This is a genomic window from Pseudoalteromonas sp. OF5H-5 (assembly GCF_021530695.1).
Lineage (GTDB): Bacteria > Pseudomonadota > Gammaproteobacteria > Enterobacterales > Alteromonadaceae > Pseudoalteromonas.
On the sequence record NZ_JAKGBF010000010.1, the window covers coordinates 90,629 to 110,202 of the forward strand.

A 19,574-nucleotide genomic window follows, 5' to 3' on the forward strand; every position below is an offset into this window, starting at 1 on the left:
TTACATTGAACCTTTAGTCCGCTTGCTCGTCACTTGACGTTTGAGCTCTAGCTTTTCACCAAAAAAGTATTCGTAAACGATAACTGAAGTAAAATAGAAGAATCCGAACACACTGATATCAATTAGCAATTTGCCAAAATCGAAAGGCTCTTCAAAAAGTAAATATTCAAAATCAGTGATGTAAAAGACTAATTTAGTTAAAAAAAGTGCGGGTAAAAGAGAAATGATAAATTTCAAATTAATGTCCTTTTAATTTGCGTGACCTACAATCCATAATGAAGTCTAACTGATTTATTCAGAGATTGCACGCAGTATACAATTTATTTCGATAATTTACAAAGAGTTACTATGTAAGCCCCATATTAGCTGAGCGAGCGCCCAGCTAATATGAACATATCAAAATTTAATGATAGTGGAAACCGCTTCCTCGTTTGCCGTTTCAATAGACATTTTCAGCTCACGATTTTGCCAATCAATGTCTATCAAGCCGTAGTTACTTCCCGATTTATTAATCAAATGGCGGTTAGATGTTGTCAACTTTGCGATATCTTTGCTAACTACGCCAACTCGTCCAGTTGGGATATTAGCACCAGCTGGCGCACAGTTGCCCCATTCGCCTTCAATGCCTTTTTGGTTATCATCCACTTGGGTATAACACCAAGGCTTATCATTGTCTCGCGTGATACAACCTTGATAGGTAATGCCTGCATATTTGAACGGTAGCTGACATGCTTTGGCAAAATTGCCATCCCCTTTGTCGTCTGCGTAAATAGGTAATCTTAATGGATTTTCAATATGATAAGGCCAGTTTTGACCAAAACCCGATGCCGTCACTTCGTAGACGTTAACTGCTTGACCATATGTGCTGCTTGCGGGAATAGTCTTTTGTAAAAGCTCTCCCCAATGTTGATCGCCAGACAAAAACACAACGGCTTTAGTCTTACCTTCGTTCACTGATTTCTGTACTAACCTAAGCAAACGTTCCCTTTGCGCTGGCATTTCAGCCCAAGACTCATAACTAGTACCAGACATATTTGTTTCTTCTAATGACGCGATGGCAGCATTAAATGTTTTGCCGTCTCCATAAGCACAGTAGTTAGTTTTACTTCTGCCTTGATGCAGCGGAGGCAGTACTTGAATGCCGCTTGCAATGAGCTTGATTTCTGATGGCTTTTGTAACTCTTGCTCAAGCCATTGCCACTGCGCCTCTCCCAATATAGTGCTACTTTCCCGCTCACACGTTCCGTAACTTGAGAAGGTTGGAGAGCGGAAGTAACGGGCATCTAATGTGATCACATGCGTGGTTTCGCCCGAGCTCCCCAACATTTTTGCTTCATAAATACCAGCTTGACCATTTAGTCTTGGATCTGTTTTATCGACATCAAAGTGACGCAAATATTCTTTTTGTGCGTTTACTCTCTCTGGATAATGTTTGCCTTCATTGTTCCAACCAAAATCATGGTCATCCCAAGTCGCCATCACAGGGATCTTAGCCTCTAAAAACTTGCGATATTCACTATTATTCTTTTTATCATCATACTTCTGGCGCATCACCGCCATATCAGTGGTATCTGCGTAGATATTGTCCCCTAACCAAAGAAACAGATCCGGTTGTTGGCCAATTAACTTAGCGAGCGCTTCTGGCATATCTCCTTTGGTTTTGAAACATGAACCTAACGCAACTCTATCTAATCGTTTACTTTGTAGGGGTTGAGTGTGAGCTAAAAGCGTTGGCGGCGCTTCTGGTTGACATTCTTCCCAACCGCCCTCTTCGACATAACACCAAGGTGCGGTGTGATTTCGGGTTGTACAGCCATAAAACTTTTCACCTTGATACTCAGATGGCGTTTTACATGCTTTTCCGGTTACCGTTTTGAATTCTGGGATGGTTTCTGTTCTGACATGACCCCATGTTGCGCCTTCGATGTTTTGTTTTAAATAGCACCACTGCGAACCTGAATTATTTTTATCCGTTGTCCCTTGATACTGTGCGGCTAGATAGTTAAAGGTGGATTTACAAGACTCGTAGTGAACTTCAGGTTCTGCACTGGCGACGCTGCTCATGAGCATCAACACGGCTGGCGTGAGAGTATAAGTTTTCATCGTTTCCTCGGTATTTGAATGTTGGCATCCTTGCTAGTTTTCCTTGCGGGAACGGAGTCTAATCCGGCAATGTTAAATTTTAGTTTAATATTTATTTCAAGTTCACATTTACTTCCGCATTCATGAAATAATACGAAAGTGGCTCAATAAATGAGCCATAACGAGGCCTTATGGCAAGTGATTGATAAGCCAATCAATAAATACTTGGAGCCGAGCTCTTTTTGGTGAATAGGGATCAAATAACACATAGCGTTGCCATACCACAGGGTGAGGGGTATCAAAAAGCTGCACAATAAGGCCAGCTTGTTGAAAGTCTAAAAATAGCTCTTTGGAGACGATTGCAACACCTTGGCCTTTAAGCGCTGCACTCAATGCCATGTCATTAGAAGAGACTCGAGTGTGTGGGCCTTTGGCACAAATACTTGAACCGCATATCCCCTGAGACTCAAACCATTGCTCCCAGCTTACTTTATCATCGTCGTGGTGAATAAGATTGCACCTTGCTAAATCATTCGGAGACTTAATTTGCAGCGATTCTTTGTAGCTTGGTGAACAAACAGGGTAGTTACTATCTTCCCCAAGATATAACTGCTCAAGTCCGGCGGGGCAGGCTAACTCTCGCTTGGTAGAAAACCGGATCGCGATATCAATATGATTTAAACGAATATCTTCAAAGCGATTAGAGCCAAGCACGCGAATTTGGATGTCGTCATGAGACTCGTAAAACGAGCACAGGTTAGGCATTAACCATAAAGAGCAAAAAGACTGGGTTGACGTGATAGTCAAGCTACCAGCCAATTCTTGTGTTTGAATTTGGTTCAATCCCCCAATAATGCGCTTAAACGCACTTTGAGTAGACATTAACAACACTTCGCCGGCTTCAGTTAAGTGCATATTGCGGCCTTTTCTTACAAAAAGCTTAACTGCAAGTGCATTTTCTAATTGCCGCATTTGTTGGCTTACTGCCGCTTGCGTAATGTTCAATTCGAATGCAGCTTGAGTGTAACTTTGGAGCCGAGCTGCACTCTCAAAACAGCGTAGTGCACTTAAGTGCCTTAACCTCTTATCCATAAGCTCAACTTATATTAATTGTAATTAACTATCGTTGGTATCCTGCCATATTTTGACCCAAGATACAGTCATAAATTACTTAACCTAAACGCAGTTTATTCACTACTACGACAGGAGCAACAATGAATTATTGTAAACCAAAGCCAAAGTCACAGTTATTACACTGGTTAACTATAATCGGGGCCTATCTGAAGTTAGAACACATAGTGAAACATAAGTAGTTTCAATATGTGGGAACATTCCTTATCCAAACCTCAGGTTAATTAAGTACGGTGGAGTCTGTTACAATTTTTGTTACACAAAAAGTCGGCTAATCCACCTCTTCAATTTATTGATATTACTTAATATTTAAAATATTAGCCCGATAGTAAACCTTTACCCCCACTCTTTTTGCAACAAGTTTTGTTAAAGTAAAAGGAACATTGCGCTAACTATCTATGCTTTTATCACACCAAGTGACAACATACAGAGCATTGATTCGCAAGATAAATCAACAATAACAAAATGAATAAAGGATTTTTATGCTATCTAGGTCTTTAATATGCAGTGCTATTTTGCTGTCTATCAGCGCTTCAGCTCAGGCCCAATCAAATGCTGAACTTCATCGTCTAGCCACCGTGGCTAAACCTATAGAGCAAGCGGTCACATTTAACTTAGACCCTTCTAAAGAGCGTTTTTCAGGACACACGACTATAAAACTTGAGGTGCTCAAAGCCACCCAATTTATTGAGCTCAACGGATTAGACTATGCGATAGATACCGCTGAACTAGTCGGAAAAACGTCGTGTGAGCTCAGAGATAAAATGCTCGAAACCGGTAAAGTGAGATTGAGTTGCGAAAAAACACTGCAACCCGGTCGCTACACGCTTACTATCGACTATACCGCCCCCTTCAACCGTAATAGCGTCGGTCTCTACAAAACCATAGATAACGGCGTGCCTTACTTATTTACACAGTTTCAGATGAGTGATGCAAGAAGAGCAATGCCTACATTTGATGAGCCTGAGTATAAAATCCCATTTCAGCTCACTATTACAGCCCCTGACGATCAAAAAGTATTCGCCAACACGCCTGTTTTAGAGACCAAAAAGTCGAATGGTATGACCACCCATTACTTCGACAAGACGCCGCCTCTTCCTTCTTACTTAGTCGCCTTATCCGTTGGTCCATTCGAAGTACTTGATGTTAAGGGGATGTCGGTTCCAGGTAACATTATTACCCCACAAAAGAAATCAAATCTTGCCGCTTATTCCATCGAAAACACGCCAAAGATACTCAAAGCACTTGAAGACTATTTTGACTTACCCTATGTCTATAAAAAACTAGACCAAGTTGCAGTCCCTGAATTTCCGTTCGGCGCAATGGAGAATGCAGGCCTGGTGACTTATCGTGAGGATATACTACTTATTGACCCTGCAACGTCAACACAACAAGCTCAAACCTCACATGTGAATGTTATCGCTCACGAACTTGCACACCAATGGTATGGCAACCTAGTTACGATGAAATGGTGGAATGACCTGTGGTTAAACGAGGCGTTTGCCACTTGGATGGCTGCAAAGATCACCCAGCAGCTATTTCCTGAACTAGAAACAAATTTATCCCTATCTCAACACAATGCAATGCCCTATGATGCTCAAGCAACTACCTCACCGATCCGTAAACCGGTTATTACAGAGTCTGATGTAACAGACGGCTTGGGTCTTGCGTACAGCAAAGGTAGCGCGGTACTTTACATGGTTGAGCAGTGGCTTGGGGAAGAGGTATTTAAGCAAGGCATGCGCAATTATATCCGTAAATTTGCTTATAAGAATGCAGAAGCCAAAGATCTATGGAATGAGCTGGGTAAAGTATCTAATAAAGATGTAGCGACAGTGCTAGACTCATTTGTATCACAAGCTTCATTTCCACTTTTGACGATTAAGTTAGATGGCCAGAATGCCACCGTGTCGCAACAACGTTTTGTAATAAAAGGACAAGAAGCAGCAGCACAAACTTGGCATATCCCCATCACACTGCGCTATGGTAGAGGTGACAAAACAGCCACTAAGACAATACTTCTAGACTCCAAGGCGCAACAGATTAAATTAGACTTTGAGCCTGAGTGGATCTTACCAAACGACAACGCGACAGGTTATTATCGCTGGGATCTTTCTGAGTCTCAACTCGCAAGCCTAATATCACATGCCCCAAACAAGCTAAACGAGCGGGAGAGATTAGACTTACTAAGCAATGTTGACGCGCTAATGGAGTCTGGAAAAATAAACGCCAATGCGTTGATGTTAACGCTCAGTGAGTTTATTAACGACACTCATCCCAAAGTAGCAAAGGCCGCTCTTACTCAATTACTATCACAACATAAACAGTATGAAGACGATTCAAATAAGTTACTTTGGGAGAAACTTTATACCACTTATGTTGAGCCTGCGTTTTCTCGATATGGACTTGAGGCAAATGCAAATGAACCAGCTGCCACATCGGAAATACGTGCAGCATTGGTTAGAGCACTGGCTTTCGAGACAAAGCATCAAACCATTATTAAGCATGCAAAAAAGCAAGCGAGTTTATATTTAACGTCACCTGATAAAGTCGACCCCTACTTGGCTAGAAGCTTCCTGCAAATTGCCGCTTACTACGGTGATGCTGAGCTGTTGAAGTCATACAAAAAAGTCTTTGAAACCACCAATAACCCAACTCAACGTACTAATCTATTGCTTGCAATGGGTTATTTTGGTCCACAAGAATTGCAACAACAAGTACTAGATTATGCGCTAAGCGAGCATGTAACGGCCTCCGACTTTAATTACATATTAAGCGGGAATGGTAAAGGCGATGAGCGAAAAGCGCTTTATCAAAAGTGGTTTTATCAGCACTTTGAGCGCTTAAAGGAGCGCTTCCCTCCTTTTGCAAAGCCACAGCTACCTTTTTACCTATTTACGTATTGTGACGCGGATGCATTAAAACAAGCTCAGCAGTTTTTTGAACCGATGCAAAAAGAAGTAGAAGGTTTAAGTAAATCACTTAAGCAGCTGGAACTGGCAACAAATACCTGCATCATGCAAAAGCAAAGAGAGCTAGCTTCAGTCAATCAATTTTTGAATAATCTGTAAAAGACTCCAACCAGTTGTGGCGCTTTTGGCTTTTGCCGAGCGCCACTATTTTTTAGGATAAATATGTTACGCCCACTTTTATTATTATTATGTCTGCCATTCGTTTTGGCCGCTGAAACTGTAATTGATCCAGCTCGTGATAGAGCAATTCCAGTAGAAACTCATTTGCCAACCGACATCAATCACTGTTCAAAAGCGGCACCTTGTCCTGTTGCACTGCTAAGCGCCGGCTATGGTGTCTCACATACTGACTATCAATTTTTGGTCAAGACGCTAAACCGAGCTGGATATTTGGTTATTACTGTAGGCCATGAGCTTGCAACTGATCCTCCTCTTTCCGTCGAGGGGAACTTATACGAAACACGCGCAGAAAACTGGCAACGGGGCGCTGATACGCTGGTGTTTATTCACGATTACTTTAAGCCAAAATTCACCACCTTTGATTTTGAGCATATCCTCTTAATTGGCCATTCTAATGGCGGCGACATTTCAGCATGGTTAATCAATCACGGGGCTAAATTTGTAAACCAAATCATTACGCTAGATCATCGCAGAGTGCCATTACCGAGAAGCCTTGATGTAAAGGTATTGTCGATACGTGCAAGTGACTTTCCAGCGGACAAAGGGGTGTTGCCAAGTCGTACTGAAAAGCACAAATATCAGGATTGTGTTGTCACGATAGCGACCGCAAAACACAATGACATGACTGACGAAGGTCCGAGCTGGCTAACCGACAAAATAGCACAAATTTTGGCTGATCATTTGGCTGGTATACCTTGCTTAGAGAATGAAAAAGCAAACGACCAATAGTCTAGTCGCGAAATGCAGAAAGGGAAGCGGGTAAATCTCACACCCCTTTCTGTTTATGTGTTCTGCTTGAGCTGAGCTTTATTTAATTTCAGCCACAGGCATTGATAGCGGTTTTACACACATAAAATATGCCCAAGCAATCAATATGATTTGCAGTGGTGCTCTAATTAGCAAATAAACTGGTCCCCACTGATGTCCTCCTAGGCCAACGCTGTTGAGCGCGGCATACACATTTGCGGGAAAAAACAGCATAAAAATGGCAATTGCCGCTTTTGCTGCAGGTAATTGGTATTTTGGTATAAATAACAGAATCGCTACTACGAGTTCGATGACACCAGTGAAGTACACCAAAGGAAGCCTATACGGCACCCAACTAGGTAACATTTCTACCATCCCTTGTGCTTTTACGATATGGCCAATAAAAAAGAACATAAATGCGATACCGAGACCCCAACAGGCAAGCGTTGCTGCCTCTACCTGTACGTCTCTTATCTTTGAATAGATAACACCGAACAATAACGGGCCGCAAAGTAACAGTATAATGATGATTGGTGTAACCATGGTTTATGCCTTATCCCTTAACATTGTTAGCGGCTAAAAAGCCATCTAATTACGCCAATCATGTCACGTGATGTTCCTAAAAACAATAAAGGTCAGCAACCGTACATGCTAGATTTTGCTGATCTTTAGCTCACCACTTTCATCAACTCCGCTTTAGTCTTGCCGATATCAAACCGCTCAACCATCTCTCGCAATTCATTGGCTTTACTCAACAACGACAGCCCCGATGCATTCGTCATCTCTACCAAAGTATTGTTTTGCTGCGTAATACCATCAATTTGTTTAATCGCTAGATTAATTTGCTCAATACCACTCGATTGCGTATTGCAAGCCTCAGCAATAGTTTGCACTTGCGATGCAAGCCCATATACACTTTCCACAATGGTTTTTAGCGTCTCACCGGATTCTGAAGCCAGCTTAGACCCTTGCTTCACTTTGATGTTACTGCTTCCCAACAGCTCAGAGATATCCTTTGAGGCACTTGCACTACGCAGCGCTAAATTTCTTACTTCTGAGGCTACGACCGCAAAACCTTTTCCTTTTTCTCCCGCTCGTGCAGCTTCAACAGAGGCGTTCAGTGCTAATAAGTTAGTTTGAAATGCAATGGAATCAATAACCTCAATGACTGTGAGTATTTCTTTGGCACTCTTACTAATCTCGGTCATTGCCTCAATCGTTGACTCAACAACCTTTCCACCTTGCTGTGCTTGCTGGTTAACTTCTATAGCCAACTGATTAGCAGATTGCGCATTATTGGCGTTTGAGTGCACGGTTTCGGTGATTTCACCGACTGATACTCGTGTTTCTTCAATAGATGCGGCTTGAGAAGAGGACCGTTCACTTAACTCTTCAATACCTGTGGTGATCTGCTGTACCGAGACAGTGATGGATTCCGCCATGGCCAGCAGCTTTTGCATCATATTGGCTAAGTTGCCAACGCTGGTATTCACAGATTGTTTCAACAGCGCAAAATCACCTGCATAGCTTTTTTCAACTTGGCGAGTTAAATTGCCTTGAGATAGCCCATCCATCACATTCATGCACTCCTTAAGCGGCGCTTCTATCGAGTCCAGCGTTTCATTCATGGCTGTGATTATACTGGCGTATGCGCCGTGGTGTTTACTGGCATCAGCTCTATGTTGTAAGTCTCCCTCACTGGCCGCTTCAGCAAGCTTTTCGGCATCGATTAGCATCAATTTTATCGCACCAACACAAGCGAAGAGGCTTTGATAGATGCTATCAAATTCTCCTTTATAACCATCATTCGTGAAGGCGGGTAACTCTCCTTTTGCGATACTTTCTAGATATCCGCTTGTAAGTGCAACGGGTTTAGAGACCGCGTCAAGTGTTTCATTAACACCACGAATGATTTTTCGAAATTCACCTTGGTGTTTAGCCTCATCCGCCCGAGTAGAAAGCCTCCCCTCTCCTGCAGCGGCAACTAAACTGTAAGTATCTTCAATAAGTAACGAAAGCGAAGACGTGGCACGTTGTAAGGCCATATGTATTTGCGCAAATTCGCCCTTAAACTCACCGTTAATCTGCTCAGGAATTTCTCCTTTTGAAAGCGAAGTAAGATATTGTTTTGTTTGACTAATGGGTTGCTCAACAGCATCAAGTAGTTTGTTAAGTCCGCTGGCTATTAATTTCATGGAGCCAACGTATCCCTCAAGGTTTAGACGTTCACTTAGTTTGCCATCGGAAGCTGATTTAATGAGCTGTTCAACCTGTTGCTCCGCACGTCTTGTCTGACTTAAATCCTTAAATTCAAATACCGTACCTAACACCCTACCATTTTGATCGGAAACCGGATTGGCGGTTGCCGCAATGATTATGTCACCTACGCACCACTCCCACTCTAACTGGCGTACTAATTGACCCGAGGCTTGGTGTAGTGCTTTAGAGCTGTGAAGTAAAGCTTCGGGAATTGGATGATTAACAATTTCAGTAGGCACGCTTAGCGCAGTGCGGTAACGATCAAATAGAGACTCACATTGTGCGTTTACGTAGATCACTTGATTACTGTCATCACATAAAAGCACGGGCGCGGCCACGTTATTTAGCGCATAACGGATCCGTAAGTTTTCTTTTGCTTGTAGCTCTAGCTTTTGGGTCGCATCAAGTAAGCTAGTTTGCATTTGCCGTAGATTTGTCAGTAAGTTACCTATTTCATCGTCACTGTGTACAACGACTTTGTTGTCTAATCGACCACTCGCAATTGCCTTTGCCACATCAGATGCACGACGGATTGGACGAGTGATTAAATGCTGCATATACCAAGTCAGTAATCCTAAAGTCACAAGCGCAACAACGATGAGTCCTAGGGTACTAAAAAAGATAAGTTGGTTTTTTGTTGCGACAATTTCGCTCGTTCTCGTGTCTACTAACGCGTTAATTTGCTCATTAATTTCAAGTAGGTACACACTTGCTTGGCGGTCTATTCCACTCACAGAAGCATCAGCAAGGTTAATATCAAAGCCTGAACTTTTGAATAGATCCACCGCTTCACGATATTTTTGTCCTAAGGTGAGGTGCTCTTTTTGATATTCACGCAACTTATTTTCTAGGGTAGGTGGTAATGTATAGGCTGAAACAATTGAACTGAGTTGTTTTTGTACCTCAGCTTCTTTGGTTTCAAATCTTGACCAATATTTATTTAGCTGGGCAGGATCTCTTCCTCTAATGAGTACATTTTTCCACTCTTGTACTTGGGTTTTGAAATCATCGAGCACTATGTTTATTTGCTCGCGAGCAGCCAATTCATTGTCTATCATGTTGTCATACTGTTCCGCTACGCGTTTCATCACCAAAACAGTAACCATCGCCCCGATGAGCATTACCACTAAACCCGCTGTTACCGCAGAAATAAGTTTTGCCTTTACACTTTTCATTCTGAGTATCCCTAATTATGAAAAGATTGTTACATAAAGATAGAACAGGAATAGTGGTGCCACAAATCAATGCACTATTAAGGATGAAAAACCGTTATTGCACTTTGATTTACAATGTAAAACTTATGACATTCGTCATCATCACAGAGTCACAAATATCTGCTAGGATAGGTTCGCAAGAGAATAAAGGAATAATACCTGCAGAGCAGGTTTTTAGCGGAGTAAGTAGATGTCGGCGTTTTTTCGCTATCCGACGGCTTGGTTAGTAACAACCATTTTCACTTGGTTAGCCGTTGCAATACCAAGTTTGGTTTATGCTCAGCAAAAAGCACAATGGCTGCCTTGGGTACAGCATATCGGTGTTTTGATCCTCGTGCTTTTATGTATCAATGAATCCGAAAAATACTATGGCTACAAGGTTAGATATTCGATGCTGTTTGTATTGGCGCTTTTGATCCAGTCAATTAATCTTACCTCCCCCGCCGCAATTCATCTCATTTACAATGTAAAACTCGTTGGGATCCTTGCTTTTTATGTTCCTTTGAGCTTTGCGCTTGGATATATCCTAGTTACCTCTTGCTTGTATGTTGCGTCGCAATACTTTTTTTGGGGACATGGCTTTGAATATCTCAACGCAGTGTTATTTGCCTGTTTTCAGTTATTTGCGTACGTGGTGTGTAAAAGAATGCAAAAGGAACAAGAAGCCAAAGAAGCGCTACAACTCGCCCACAGTCAGCTATCTGCAACGCAGTCTCTGCTAAGCCAAAGTATTGCTAAACAAGAGCGGCTTCAATTAGCACGAGAGTTACATGACGACGTTGGACATCAAATAACCAGTCTGATTGTAAATTTAGATGTCGCAAGACGAACTGCAGCGGCACCATTGACCGAGCTATTAGATAGCTGCTATTTGCAAGCTAAAGACACCCTAAAATGTATTCGCGATTTAGTCAGCGACAAGCGTAGCAACGAGCATATCGATCTCCATGATGCTTTGCTGAGGCTTACTGAATCTATCCCTCGTCTTAACATTGAACTCGACTATGAACATCACCCATTACTCGAGAAACTAAGTTATGCCAATTGCATTCTAAAATGCTGCCAAGAGGCCATCACCAATACCTTGAAGCACGCCAAGGCGGATAAAATGCAAGTACGAGTGTATTGTCAACAAGGATTAAAAGTACAAATAAGCGATAACGGCATTACCTTAAATAGTATTCGATTTGGAAATGGTCTGGCTGGTATGCAGGAGCGGATCCAAGAACTCGGCGGCAGTCTTGATGTGTCAACTCATCAAGGCGTAACATTAACTATCCATTTTGGGACGACAAATGGCTAAAATATCAGTTTACCTAGTCGATGATCAGGCGCTTGTGCGCCAAGGTATGCAAGCACTGCTTTCGCTGAGTGGTGACATTATTTGTTCTGGAAGTTGTGGCAGCGGCAGTGAGTTCATTCAACAGGTTCAATTAAACCAAATTACAGCTGACATTGTACTTTTAGATATGCGGATGCCTGAGCTAGATGGTGTCGATGTGCTCACCGAGCTCTTGCCTTTGGCTATAAACTTTAAAGTCATTATCCTCACTACCTTCAACGATACTGCAAAGCTAAAATTAGCCCTAGAACTTGGTGCTAAAGGCTGCCTTCTTAAAGACGTGGACTTAGAAGAGTTAATTGATGCCGTTCGACAAGTCCATCAAGGTGAACTCATCATCCAAGACGAGCTTGCTGAGACCCTACTAAAACCTGACCCCACTTTAGATAAGCTCACCACACGAGAAAAGGATATTTTAAAACTAATCGCGAAAGGATATTCCAATAAGGAAATCGCCAACACATTATATAAAGCGGAAGGTACCATCCGTAACTCGGTTTCTTGCTTGCTAGCAAAACTACAAGTACGAGACAGAACACAAGCAACACTGAAAGCTAAAGCGCTCGGCTTCGGGGATTGATATTGCTACACTGCCATATCGCCATTTTTGGAGCCGTTTTTGAACAACCCAAATTTACCACTAGTTTATCACGCTAATTACTCATTCAATTTTGACCCAAAGCACCGCTTCGTGATGAGTAAATTTGCGCGTCTATACCAAGAAGTAGACGCATTAGGGCTCATTCACAACAATGTTTATAGCCCTGAACCCGGCGACCCATCGCCACTTGAAAGCGTGCACTGCGAGCAATATATTTGGGACTTATGGCGTAATCAACTCGACGCTAAAATGATGCGCCGTATAGGTCTACCTTGGTCAGAGCAGCTTATGGCACGTACTTTTACTGCGCCTCTTGGAACGCTAAAAACTGCAGAACTGGCGCTTAAACATGGTATTGCATGCCATTTAGCCGGTGGCACGCACCACGCACATTATGATTTTGGCTCTGGTTTTTGCATGGTAAACGATCTCGCCTTTACGGCCACACATCTGCTCGACAATAATCAGATCACCAATGCCTTAATCTTTGACTTGGATGTTCATCAAGGTGACGGCACCGCTGCCATGTTGAAGCACAACCCGTATGTTTATACCTGCTCAATCCACTGTGAGAAAAACTTCCCATTCCGTAAACATGCTAGCGATTTAGATATTGGCTTAGAAATAGGGATCAGTGACACACACTACCTCGAAATTGTTGCACATACGCTTGAGTCATTATTGATTGACCTAAATCCAGATATCGTGCTGTACGACGCTGGTGTCGATGTTTGGCAAGGTGATAACTTAGGTAAATTAGATATCTCATGGCTTGGCATTGCGAAACGAGATGCACTGGTGCTGACGTTATGTCAAAAGCATGGTGTCCCTGTCGCAACCGTGATTGGTGGCGGATACGATAAAGATCACCAAAGATTAGCAAAGCGCCACGCGATTGTAGTGCAACAAGCTGCAAAACTTTAAAAAATGATGATCTTTTTATTTTGCTCATTCGTTTATCATTATGAAGGGTTTGATTGGTGTAACACCTTTAGTTAATTTCCCCTTCACCATGGCACTGATTAGGCGCACCATGTGGTGCGCTTTTCTTCTTACTCTCCTAAAAAACACATTCATTAATATTTAAAAAACATTTAATTTACACGAACAGCTCTCCCTGTTAATGTACCCACTTCGCTAACTAAAACAAGGAATTAGTATGAAAACCAAACTTGCGATTATCGTTTCATTATTCGCTGCGAACTCAGCATACGCTACTGTGGAATTGTACTCAGGTGCAAATAACTGTGCTTTAGACACTAAACTAGAGGCTGCTGCTTTCACTAAACATGCAAATGCGGTTGGTAACTTAGAGGCGTTAACACAAAAACACAGCGAACAAGCGGGTGCCACGGGAAATGGCTACTTTATTTTCAATCCAGCCTACTTAAGAACTGATCGTTACTTCAACTGTAGCGTGCCGCTAAATGCCAATATTGGCCAATTTACGCTAACCGTTCATGGAACAACTAAAGGATTAACTGGTACTAATGCCTTCTGTTCGATTTCGAGAATACGTAAAGTAAGTGATGGCGGTATCGATAAATGGTTCAAGTTTGAAACTGGTAAAGCTTTTTATTGGACAGATATATCTGATCCAAACGTAGCAGAAGAGCAATTTGTTAGCTACACCACAATGTTAGACAATAACTACGAAAGTAGCGCTGTTTTGGATTTCAAGTGCAGAACAACGTGGGATAAAGGCAGCGTGGCAGTTGGTCAAATTGAGCTTAGCTACTAACATTGATTAGTACCCTAACACTCTGGGCAATCTTTCCCTGAGGATTGCCCATTATGGTCCAACAAACTCTTGATTGTGCTTTGCCAGAGCACGCCTAATTCTCTCTATTAACATAGGTTCTGTATCCTTGCTAAATGCCATACAGCCACGCTGTTGAGTAGCTTTGGTTACTTCTATCAGAGGTACAACCTCATCATAATTGAGCCCGGCCGCCTTAAGTTCTTCACTCATGATATATTCCGTTGACATTACAAGATCTATCCGCCCTTTGAAAAAGAGTTTGTAAAAGCTTTTGGAGTCGGCGGCGACCATCAAATGATCTCCTTGAGTAAATCCGTGTTGAATCAAAAAATCATAATAGATATTGCCTTTTACTACTGCAGAAGTGTATTGCTTAGCATCTTCCAATAAAGCCACTTGAATATCTTTGCGCGTATTAAGCTTGAAGAAATACACGCCTACAGGGCGGATCAAAGGGCATGCCCATTCATAGTCAGTTTCACGCTCAGCGGTACGATAAATAGAGTAAATCATTGTGTTTGGGCGCTCTTTGGCAATTTTCATTGCCCGTACCCAAGGGTAAACTTTTATCTCGTAGTCAACTTCAGCAGCAGCAAGCACTTCCCTTACCTTTTTTGTTGCTCTCCCAACAACCTCACCTTTGTCATTGGTGAAGTTGTACGGCTTCCACTCTTCGGTCACCACCAGTAGCTCTTTTGCAGAGGCACTCAAACTCGTTAAAGAGAGTATAATCAGGCTATAAATCGCTAATTTCATTACATAAGCCAATATTTCTTCTCCGCTTTTTGCAATTCTACCTTAACTCATGCACCATATTAAAAATATAAAGTTTCTAGAACATCAGTATGAAAAGCATAGTACTATTTATCCTACTCGTCGCTTGTAGTTTTACTAGCATGGCGAATGAACAAACAACGTCAAAAAAGCCGACAGAAAACCAACAACAACAGGCTTTGTCGCAATTACAAGAGCCCATGTATAGGCCCTTAATTGAGCGTTATATTCTTGATGAATTAAGAGCTGTTAGAGAAGATCAAATGCGCTTAAGAGCTGATATTGAAAAGAAAATCAGTCACTCTCAGCTAGATACTGCAGATCGCGCGATTACCTACACCACAGATACCATCAACAATGTGCTCTTTTTGATTACAGCGGCCGCGTCCATCTTAGTGGTTGTTGGTTGGACTTCTTTTAGAGATATTAAGAGTAAAGTAGAAGATATCGTTAGCCTGCGCGTTGGCACGATCACCGATGAATATGAAAAGCGCCTTCAGGTTATTGAAGAAAAATTACGCGAACGCTCTGAAGAAATCCTCAATAACCAGAAGAAAATATCCATAACGAATGAAGTACACTCTCTGTGGATGCGGGCAAATCTTGAGAGTGACATGAATTCTAAAATTGAAATTTACGATGAGATCCTAAATCGCAAACCTGAAGATGTCGAGGCGATTGCCTACAAAGCCGATGCTTTATTAGAGCTTGGTCAAACCAACACGGCAATTGCTTTGTGTAATCAAGCGCTAGAAATAGACAGTGACTATGGTTATGCCTATTGGCAACGAGCATGTGCTTACTCGATGCTTTACAAGCACGCAGATGCGATGGCCGACATCCGTATGGCTTTGGAATATGCGCCTAACTTAAAGAACGAGCTGCAACACGAGCCAGCGTTTGCGAGTCTTGCAGACAACCAAAGCTTTAACGAGCTGGTGAATAGTTAAGTTGTTTTAGCAGCTCGACTTGTAATTGAGAAATCGCGTCGAGCTGCTTTTTAGAGATAATCAACGGATTTTCAATTTGATGGATGGCGGCACCTTGTAAATTAAAGTGCTTTTTCAGCTCAGTCATCATCGTACTGTCGTAAAAAAGGGCAGCCAAAGAGCCATCTTCAAGCACCTGTGTTAAACCATACTCTAGGCGTTTATAAAGTTTAATATCTTCTTTGCGGACGTAGAAATACACCATTGAAGGATAGAGCAACAGGTTCTTTTCGCCATAAGTCACTTGCTTGTTATCGAACGCCTTGAGCTCAGGTACTACTTCAATGACACCTCGTGGAAAGATCTTACCGGCACTATTTGCAAGCACTCGATAACTTGCCAAACCATCAACATATTTTTCTACCGTAAAGCCTGCCTTTTCAAAAATATGAACATCAGGCCAATCCTGCCCTAAAACAACGTTGAACTTTTGTAGCTCTGATAACGATAAATGCACATTAAGCTTGCCGCTGTCAGCCACATTCATAGCCAGTACTCTTATACCAAAGCTGCCAAACGCTATGGGAATGGCCACAGGCTTTGCCTGAGTGTCTCTAGCGGCTGTTGAAACCGTCCAAAACACATCGACATTGTGCTTTAGCAATTCCTTAAATTGTCGTGATTGATTAATTGGTAAATCAATCGGCTCTATCCAATACTCGCCATAACGTTCGCGTGACTTATCCAATGCTAACCGCAAGACTGACAAAAAATATTGGTTCTGCGGCGTGCCATTTTCTTCTGCTGCGTCCACGACCCTAATGACCTTAGGCTCTGCAGACACAGTGTTCGCGGTTACCAGCAGCAACAAGCACAAGAGATAAATAACACGAACTTGCATAGGTTCACCAATATTGCTCAACGGTGATCTGTCCAGGTTTGGCTCGCCTGTGGCGTTCATATCCCATACTCTGCAACTGAGCACTTAGCTCTTTCACCATTTCGGGGTTACCACAGAGCATAAAATGGCTACTATCAGGAAACTGCTTATAGCCTAGGTGAGTTAATAATTGCTTATTTTCTATCAGTTCGGTGACACGGCCCTGACAACCGAGCTCTGGTTTTTGCCGTGTGACGAGCGGCACATAAGTAAAGCCGTCTCTTTGTTGTTGCAACTGCTCAAGCTCTTCACGGTAACACAAATCTGCATTTAGGCGTACACCATGAATAAGGATCACCCGCTTAACCTTCTGCCACACATCACCTTCTCTGAGCATAGACAAAAATGGGCCAACCGCTGTACCTGTGCTTATCATCCAAAGCGTATCGCAAGATGGTAGCTCATCTAGTGTAAAAAAACCGTTTGCTTGGTAAGTTACATCGAGCTCATCACCGACTTGTAGCTGATGTAAAGGCACAGAGAGGTTACCGTCGGGTACTTCGACTAACAACACTTCATGAATTGGTTCTGACGGCGGGTTTACAAAAGAATATGCTCGCGCGATGCGCTTTTCCCCTTGTTGCAAACTCAATTTAGTATATTGACCAGCCTTAAACGGTGCGATATCCGCTTCAAATTTGATACTAAATAATGTGGGCGTCCAATGTGTGATTTCGACGATTTCTCCTTTTACCCATTGCGACATTATTTCTCCAAAACTCACAAGCCGTATTTATTTAACGATAACATAACCATGGCAAAAAAATTGGCTTTGTCAAAGTTTCGGGCACCAGTGTTTTCCCAATTCAACAGGAAGCGGATCTCTGACGATGACCTGTGAAGTGACTTTCGGCAGCGACAGATTAAACTTGTCAATATGCGCATTCACCATGGACGCATATCCTGCATTCGCAGCGCCTAGCGAATAGGCTTTCATTGTTGTCGACACGGTTAAGGCTTGTTTGTTTTGCTCTAGCTGTTGTACCAGCTCCCGCAACCAACCAAGGTAAAGCTGATTATCTTCTATTAGGGCAGGTTCTGCTGCAATATTAGCAAGCGCTTTGCGATAGCTGGAGAAGTCTGAGTTAAGTACGTATATCCCAAGACTATTGATTGATACCTGCTTCACAGCTCTATAGTTTTCATCTTCTGCGTAATGGATCGCCGCATCAACAAAGTAGCTCAGCGCCTCATCGGTTTCGCCCATTGCAAATGTTGCATTGCCAAGCGCAGTTAACAGCCCTGCTTGCATAAAGCTTGGTAACATTTCTCTATCCACGCTTTTTAAGAGATTGTAGCCAATCGCAGGTTGTTCAAGGCGCGTGTACGCAATCGCGATGTTCACTTTAAGTGCAGACTTATGCTGGAAGCTGGCTGGAGCGTTCATTGCACATCGATAATGCCAAATAGCTTGTTCATTCTGGTTACGGCGACGATAGCCAACACCAATATTAGTCAGAATCTTCGCCCTGTCTTCGTCCGCCAAAGTCTTAAAGGGTGGTGCTTTAAGCGTATCTAGCGCTTTAATAAAAATGGCATTATTAAATGTACTGGCACTCGCTCTAATCGCAAGATAATGAAGTTGATATAAATCTTGAACTGGAAGATCCTCCCGAGCAATCGCGTTTTGGTATACCTTAAGCGCTTCATCTGGCGCGTTCTTAACCAGAGATTCAAATGCATCTAAGTCAACTTCGGCATTCGCCATCAACGCAAAAAAGCCCAGAGCAAGAATCGTCATCACCTAACACCAATACCTTATCATTAGAAAACTCTACCACCTTTGTGTAGTTTAAACTAGTCGAGGGAATTTTGGATGGACCAAGATCAAAAAAAAAGCCGCTTCAAGCGGCTTTTTTGGGTGTGATTCGCGTTGTTTTAGGCGTGTCTCCAAAACTCTGCGATTACGTTACCAAGGAACTTTTCAAATCGTATTAAATTGACTCTAGCGCAATTTTAACCATTTCATTGAACGTGCTTTGACGTTCTTCTGGTGGCGTTGCCTCACCAGTAATAACATGATCACTTACTGTGAATAGTGCCATCGCTTTTGCACCATATTCAGCCGCTACACCGTATAAACCAGCTGTTTCCATATCAACAGCCATTACGCCTAGCTTGTCTAATTCTCTATAAAATTCGCCATCGGCTTGATAGAAAGTATCTGTAGTGAAAACATTACCAACTTTTGCTTCAATACCTAAACGGCGAGCAGCGTTTACACCATTTTCTAATAAACCAAAATCAGCAATTGCAGCGAAGTCATAGCCACGTACACGAGCACGATTCACATTTGAGTCTGTGCTTGCGCCTTGTGCAAAGATCACATCGCGGATCTTGATGTCTTGACTAATACCACCACATGTACCGATGCGGATCAGGTTCTTAACACCAAAGCTCACAATAAGCTCACGAGCGTAGATTGACATAGATGGAATACCCATGCCTGAACCCATGATGCTAACTGGTTTACCATTGTAAGTACCAGTAAAACCAAACATGTTGCGAACGTCAGTTACCTGACGAGCATCTTCCAAAAAGTTTTCTGCAATGTATTTTGCTCTTAGTGGATCGCCCGGCATTAATACCGTTTCTGCAAAATCACCTGGCTTTGCGCTAATGTGTGGAGTGCTCATATTGT

At 42.5% G+C, this 19,574-nt stretch carries 17 protein-coding genes; 7 read left to right on the forward strand and 10 right to left on the reverse strand.

What is annotated here, in order from left to right:
• From L1271_RS15390 to L1271_RS15400, 3 genes are all read right to left on the reverse strand, one after another.
• Window positions 1-237 carry a hypothetical protein gene (locus L1271_RS15390; RefSeq protein ID WP_010603705.1) on the reverse strand — a complete coding sequence of 79 codons (237 nt, stop codon included), beginning with the start codon at window positions 235-237 and terminating at the stop codon, window positions 1-3.
• Window positions 238-396: 159 nt separating this feature from the next.
• The gene (locus tag L1271_RS15395; protein ID WP_235368218.1) at window positions 397-2,103 is read right to left on the reverse strand and encodes an alkaline phosphatase D family protein; all 1,707 of its coding nucleotides are present in this window, start codon (window positions 2,101-2,103) and stop codon (window positions 397-399) included.
• A gap of 168 nt (window positions 2,104-2,271) precedes the next feature.
• Window positions 2,272-3,174, reverse strand: a complete 903-nt coding sequence (locus L1271_RS15400) for a LysR substrate-binding domain-containing protein (protein ID WP_235368219.1) — start codon at window positions 3,172-3,174, stop codon at window positions 2,272-2,274.
• A gap of 521 nt (window positions 3,175-3,695) precedes the next feature.
• Between L1271_RS15400 and L1271_RS15405 the strand changes: the two genes are divergently transcribed.
• Entirely contained in the window at window positions 3,696-6,284 is a 2,589-nt protein-coding gene (locus tag L1271_RS15405; protein WP_235368220.1) for a M1 family metallopeptidase, read from the forward strand.
• Window positions 6,285-6,347: 63 nt separating this feature from the next.
• The gene (locus L1271_RS15410) at window positions 6,348-7,094 is read left to right on the forward strand and encodes an alpha/beta hydrolase (RefSeq protein ID WP_235368221.1); all 747 of its coding nucleotides are present in this window, start codon (window positions 6,348-6,350) and stop codon (window positions 7,092-7,094) included.
• Between the two features lie 78 nt (window positions 7,095-7,172).
• Here the strand turns inward: L1271_RS15410 and L1271_RS15415 are convergent, their stop codons facing one another.
• Both L1271_RS15415 and L1271_RS15420 read right to left on the reverse strand, forming a co-directional pair.
• A complete protein-coding gene (locus L1271_RS15415; RefSeq protein ID WP_010603710.1) occupies window positions 7,173-7,655 on the reverse strand; it encodes a DoxX family protein in 483 nt (160 codons plus the stop codon).
• Between the two features lie 125 nt (window positions 7,656-7,780).
• The gene (locus L1271_RS15420; protein ID WP_235368222.1) at window positions 7,781-10,546 is read right to left on the reverse strand and encodes a methyl-accepting chemotaxis protein; all 2,766 of its coding nucleotides are present in this window, start codon (window positions 10,544-10,546) and stop codon (window positions 7,781-7,783) included.
• 229 nt (window positions 10,547-10,775) lie between these two features.
• On the opposite strand from L1271_RS15420, the gene L1271_RS15425 reads away from it, so the two are divergent.
• The 4 genes from L1271_RS15425 to L1271_RS15440 all read left to right on the forward strand — a co-directional run bounded on the left by L1271_RS15425 (window position 10,776) and on the right by L1271_RS15440 (window position 14,269).
• Window positions 10,776-11,888 (forward strand): sensor histidine kinase, encoded by a 1,113-nt coding sequence (locus tag L1271_RS15425; RefSeq protein ID WP_039496529.1) that lies wholly within the window; start codon window positions 10,776-10,778, stop codon window positions 11,886-11,888.
• The gene (locus tag L1271_RS15430) at window positions 11,881-12,507 is read left to right on the forward strand and encodes a response regulator (RefSeq protein WP_102058414.1); all 627 of its coding nucleotides are present in this window, start codon (window positions 11,881-11,883) and stop codon (window positions 12,505-12,507) included. The genes L1271_RS15425 and L1271_RS15430 overlap by 8 nt, the downstream gene beginning before the upstream one ends.
• Window positions 12,508-12,546: 39 nt before the next feature.
• The gene (locus tag L1271_RS15435; RefSeq protein WP_102058413.1) at window positions 12,547-13,452 is read left to right on the forward strand and encodes a histone deacetylase family protein; all 906 of its coding nucleotides are present in this window, start codon (window positions 12,547-12,549) and stop codon (window positions 13,450-13,452) included.
• A gap of 235 nt (window positions 13,453-13,687) precedes the next feature.
• Entirely contained in the window at window positions 13,688-14,269 is a 582-nt protein-coding gene (locus tag L1271_RS15440) for a hypothetical protein (RefSeq protein ID WP_010603715.1), read from the forward strand.
• Window positions 14,270-14,320: 51 nt separating this feature from the next.
• Here L1271_RS15440 and L1271_RS15445 read toward each other — a convergent pair whose 3' ends face one another.
• Window positions 14,321-15,046: a substrate-binding periplasmic protein gene (locus L1271_RS15445; RefSeq protein ID WP_235368223.1), complete on the reverse strand. Its 726-nt coding sequence runs from the start codon at window positions 15,044-15,046 to the stop codon at window positions 14,321-14,323.
• Between the two features lie 89 nt (window positions 15,047-15,135).
• Between L1271_RS15445 and L1271_RS15450 the strand changes: the two genes are divergently transcribed.
• On the forward strand, window positions 15,136-16,014 hold the full coding sequence (locus L1271_RS15450) for a TPR end-of-group domain-containing protein (RefSeq protein WP_102058410.1): 879 nt from the start codon (window positions 15,136-15,138) through the stop codon (window positions 16,012-16,014).
• On the opposite strand, the gene L1271_RS15455 is transcribed toward L1271_RS15450, so the two are convergent.
• From L1271_RS15455 to deoD, 4 genes are all read right to left on the reverse strand, one after another.
• Window positions 15,992-16,894: a hypothetical protein gene (locus L1271_RS15455; RefSeq protein WP_199539711.1), complete on the reverse strand. Its 903-nt coding sequence runs from the start codon at window positions 16,892-16,894 to the stop codon at window positions 15,992-15,994. The genes L1271_RS15450 and L1271_RS15455 overlap by 23 nt on opposite strands.
• Window positions 16,895-16,898: 4 nt before the next feature.
• Window positions 16,899-17,639 carry a ferredoxin--NADP reductase gene (locus tag L1271_RS15460; protein WP_235368224.1) on the reverse strand — a complete coding sequence of 247 codons (741 nt, stop codon included), beginning with the start codon at window positions 17,637-17,639 and terminating at the stop codon, window positions 16,899-16,901.
• Window positions 17,640-17,708: 69 nt separating this feature from the next.
• The gene (locus L1271_RS15465; RefSeq protein ID WP_010603720.1) at window positions 17,709-18,674 is read right to left on the reverse strand and encodes a hypothetical protein; all 966 of its coding nucleotides are present in this window, start codon (window positions 18,672-18,674) and stop codon (window positions 17,709-17,711) included.
• 193 nt (window positions 18,675-18,867) lie between these two features.
• Window positions 18,868-19,569 carry a purine-nucleoside phosphorylase gene (gene deoD, locus L1271_RS15470; RefSeq protein WP_102058407.1) on the reverse strand — a complete coding sequence of 234 codons (702 nt, stop codon included), beginning with the start codon at window positions 19,567-19,569 and terminating at the stop codon, window positions 18,868-18,870.
• Window positions 19,570-19,574 lie beyond the last annotated feature (5 nt).

Excerpts from the sequence above, each read along its gene's own strand:
- L1271_RS15395 (WP_235368218.1), bottom strand. The coding sequence starts at position 2,103 with ATGAAAACTTATACTCTCACGCCAGCCGTGTTGATGCTCATGAGCAGC.
- L1271_RS15400 (WP_235368219.1), bottom strand. The coding sequence starts at position 3,174 with ATGGATAAGAGGTTAAGGCACTTAAGTGCACTACGCTGTTTTGAGAGT.
- L1271_RS15405 (WP_235368220.1), top strand. The coding sequence starts at position 3,696 with ATGCTATCTAGGTCTTTAATATGCAGTGCTATTTTGCTGTCTATCAGC.
- L1271_RS15410 (WP_235368221.1), top strand. The coding sequence starts at position 6,348 with ATGTTACGCCCACTTTTATTATTATTATGTCTGCCATTCGTTTTGGCC.
- L1271_RS15415 (WP_010603710.1), bottom strand. The coding sequence starts at position 7,655 with ATGGTTACACCAATCATCATTATACTGTTACTTTGCGGCCCGTTATTG.
- L1271_RS15420 (WP_235368222.1), bottom strand. The coding sequence starts at position 10,546 with ATGAAAAGTGTAAAGGCAAAACTTATTTCTGCGGTAACAGCGGGTTTA.
- L1271_RS15425 (WP_039496529.1), top strand. The coding sequence starts at position 10,776 with ATGTCGGCGTTTTTTCGCTATCCGACGGCTTGGTTAGTAACAACCATT.
- L1271_RS15430 (WP_102058414.1), top strand. The coding sequence starts at position 11,881 with ATGGCTAAAATATCAGTTTACCTAGTCGATGATCAGGCGCTTGTGCGC.
- L1271_RS15440 (WP_010603715.1), top strand. The coding sequence starts at position 13,688 with ATGAAAACCAAACTTGCGATTATCGTTTCATTATTCGCTGCGAACTCA.
- L1271_RS15445 (WP_235368223.1), bottom strand. The coding sequence starts at position 15,046 with ATGAAATTAGCGATTTATAGCCTGATTATACTCTCTTTAACGAGTTTG.
- L1271_RS15450 (WP_102058410.1), top strand. The coding sequence starts at position 15,136 with ATGAAAAGCATAGTACTATTTATCCTACTCGTCGCTTGTAGTTTTACT.
- L1271_RS15455 (WP_199539711.1), bottom strand. The coding sequence starts at position 16,894 with ATGCAAGTTCGTGTTATTTATCTCTTGTGCTTGTTGCTGCTGGTAACC.
- L1271_RS15460 (WP_235368224.1), bottom strand. The coding sequence starts at position 17,639 with ATGTCGCAATGGGTAAAAGGAGAAATCGTCGAAATCACACATTGGACG.
- L1271_RS15465 (WP_010603720.1), bottom strand. The coding sequence starts at position 18,674 with ATGACGATTCTTGCTCTGGGCTTTTTTGCGTTGATGGCGAATGCCGAA.
- deoD (WP_102058407.1), bottom strand. The coding sequence starts at position 19,569 with ATGAGCACTCCACACATTAGCGCAAAGCCAGGTGATTTTGCAGAAACG.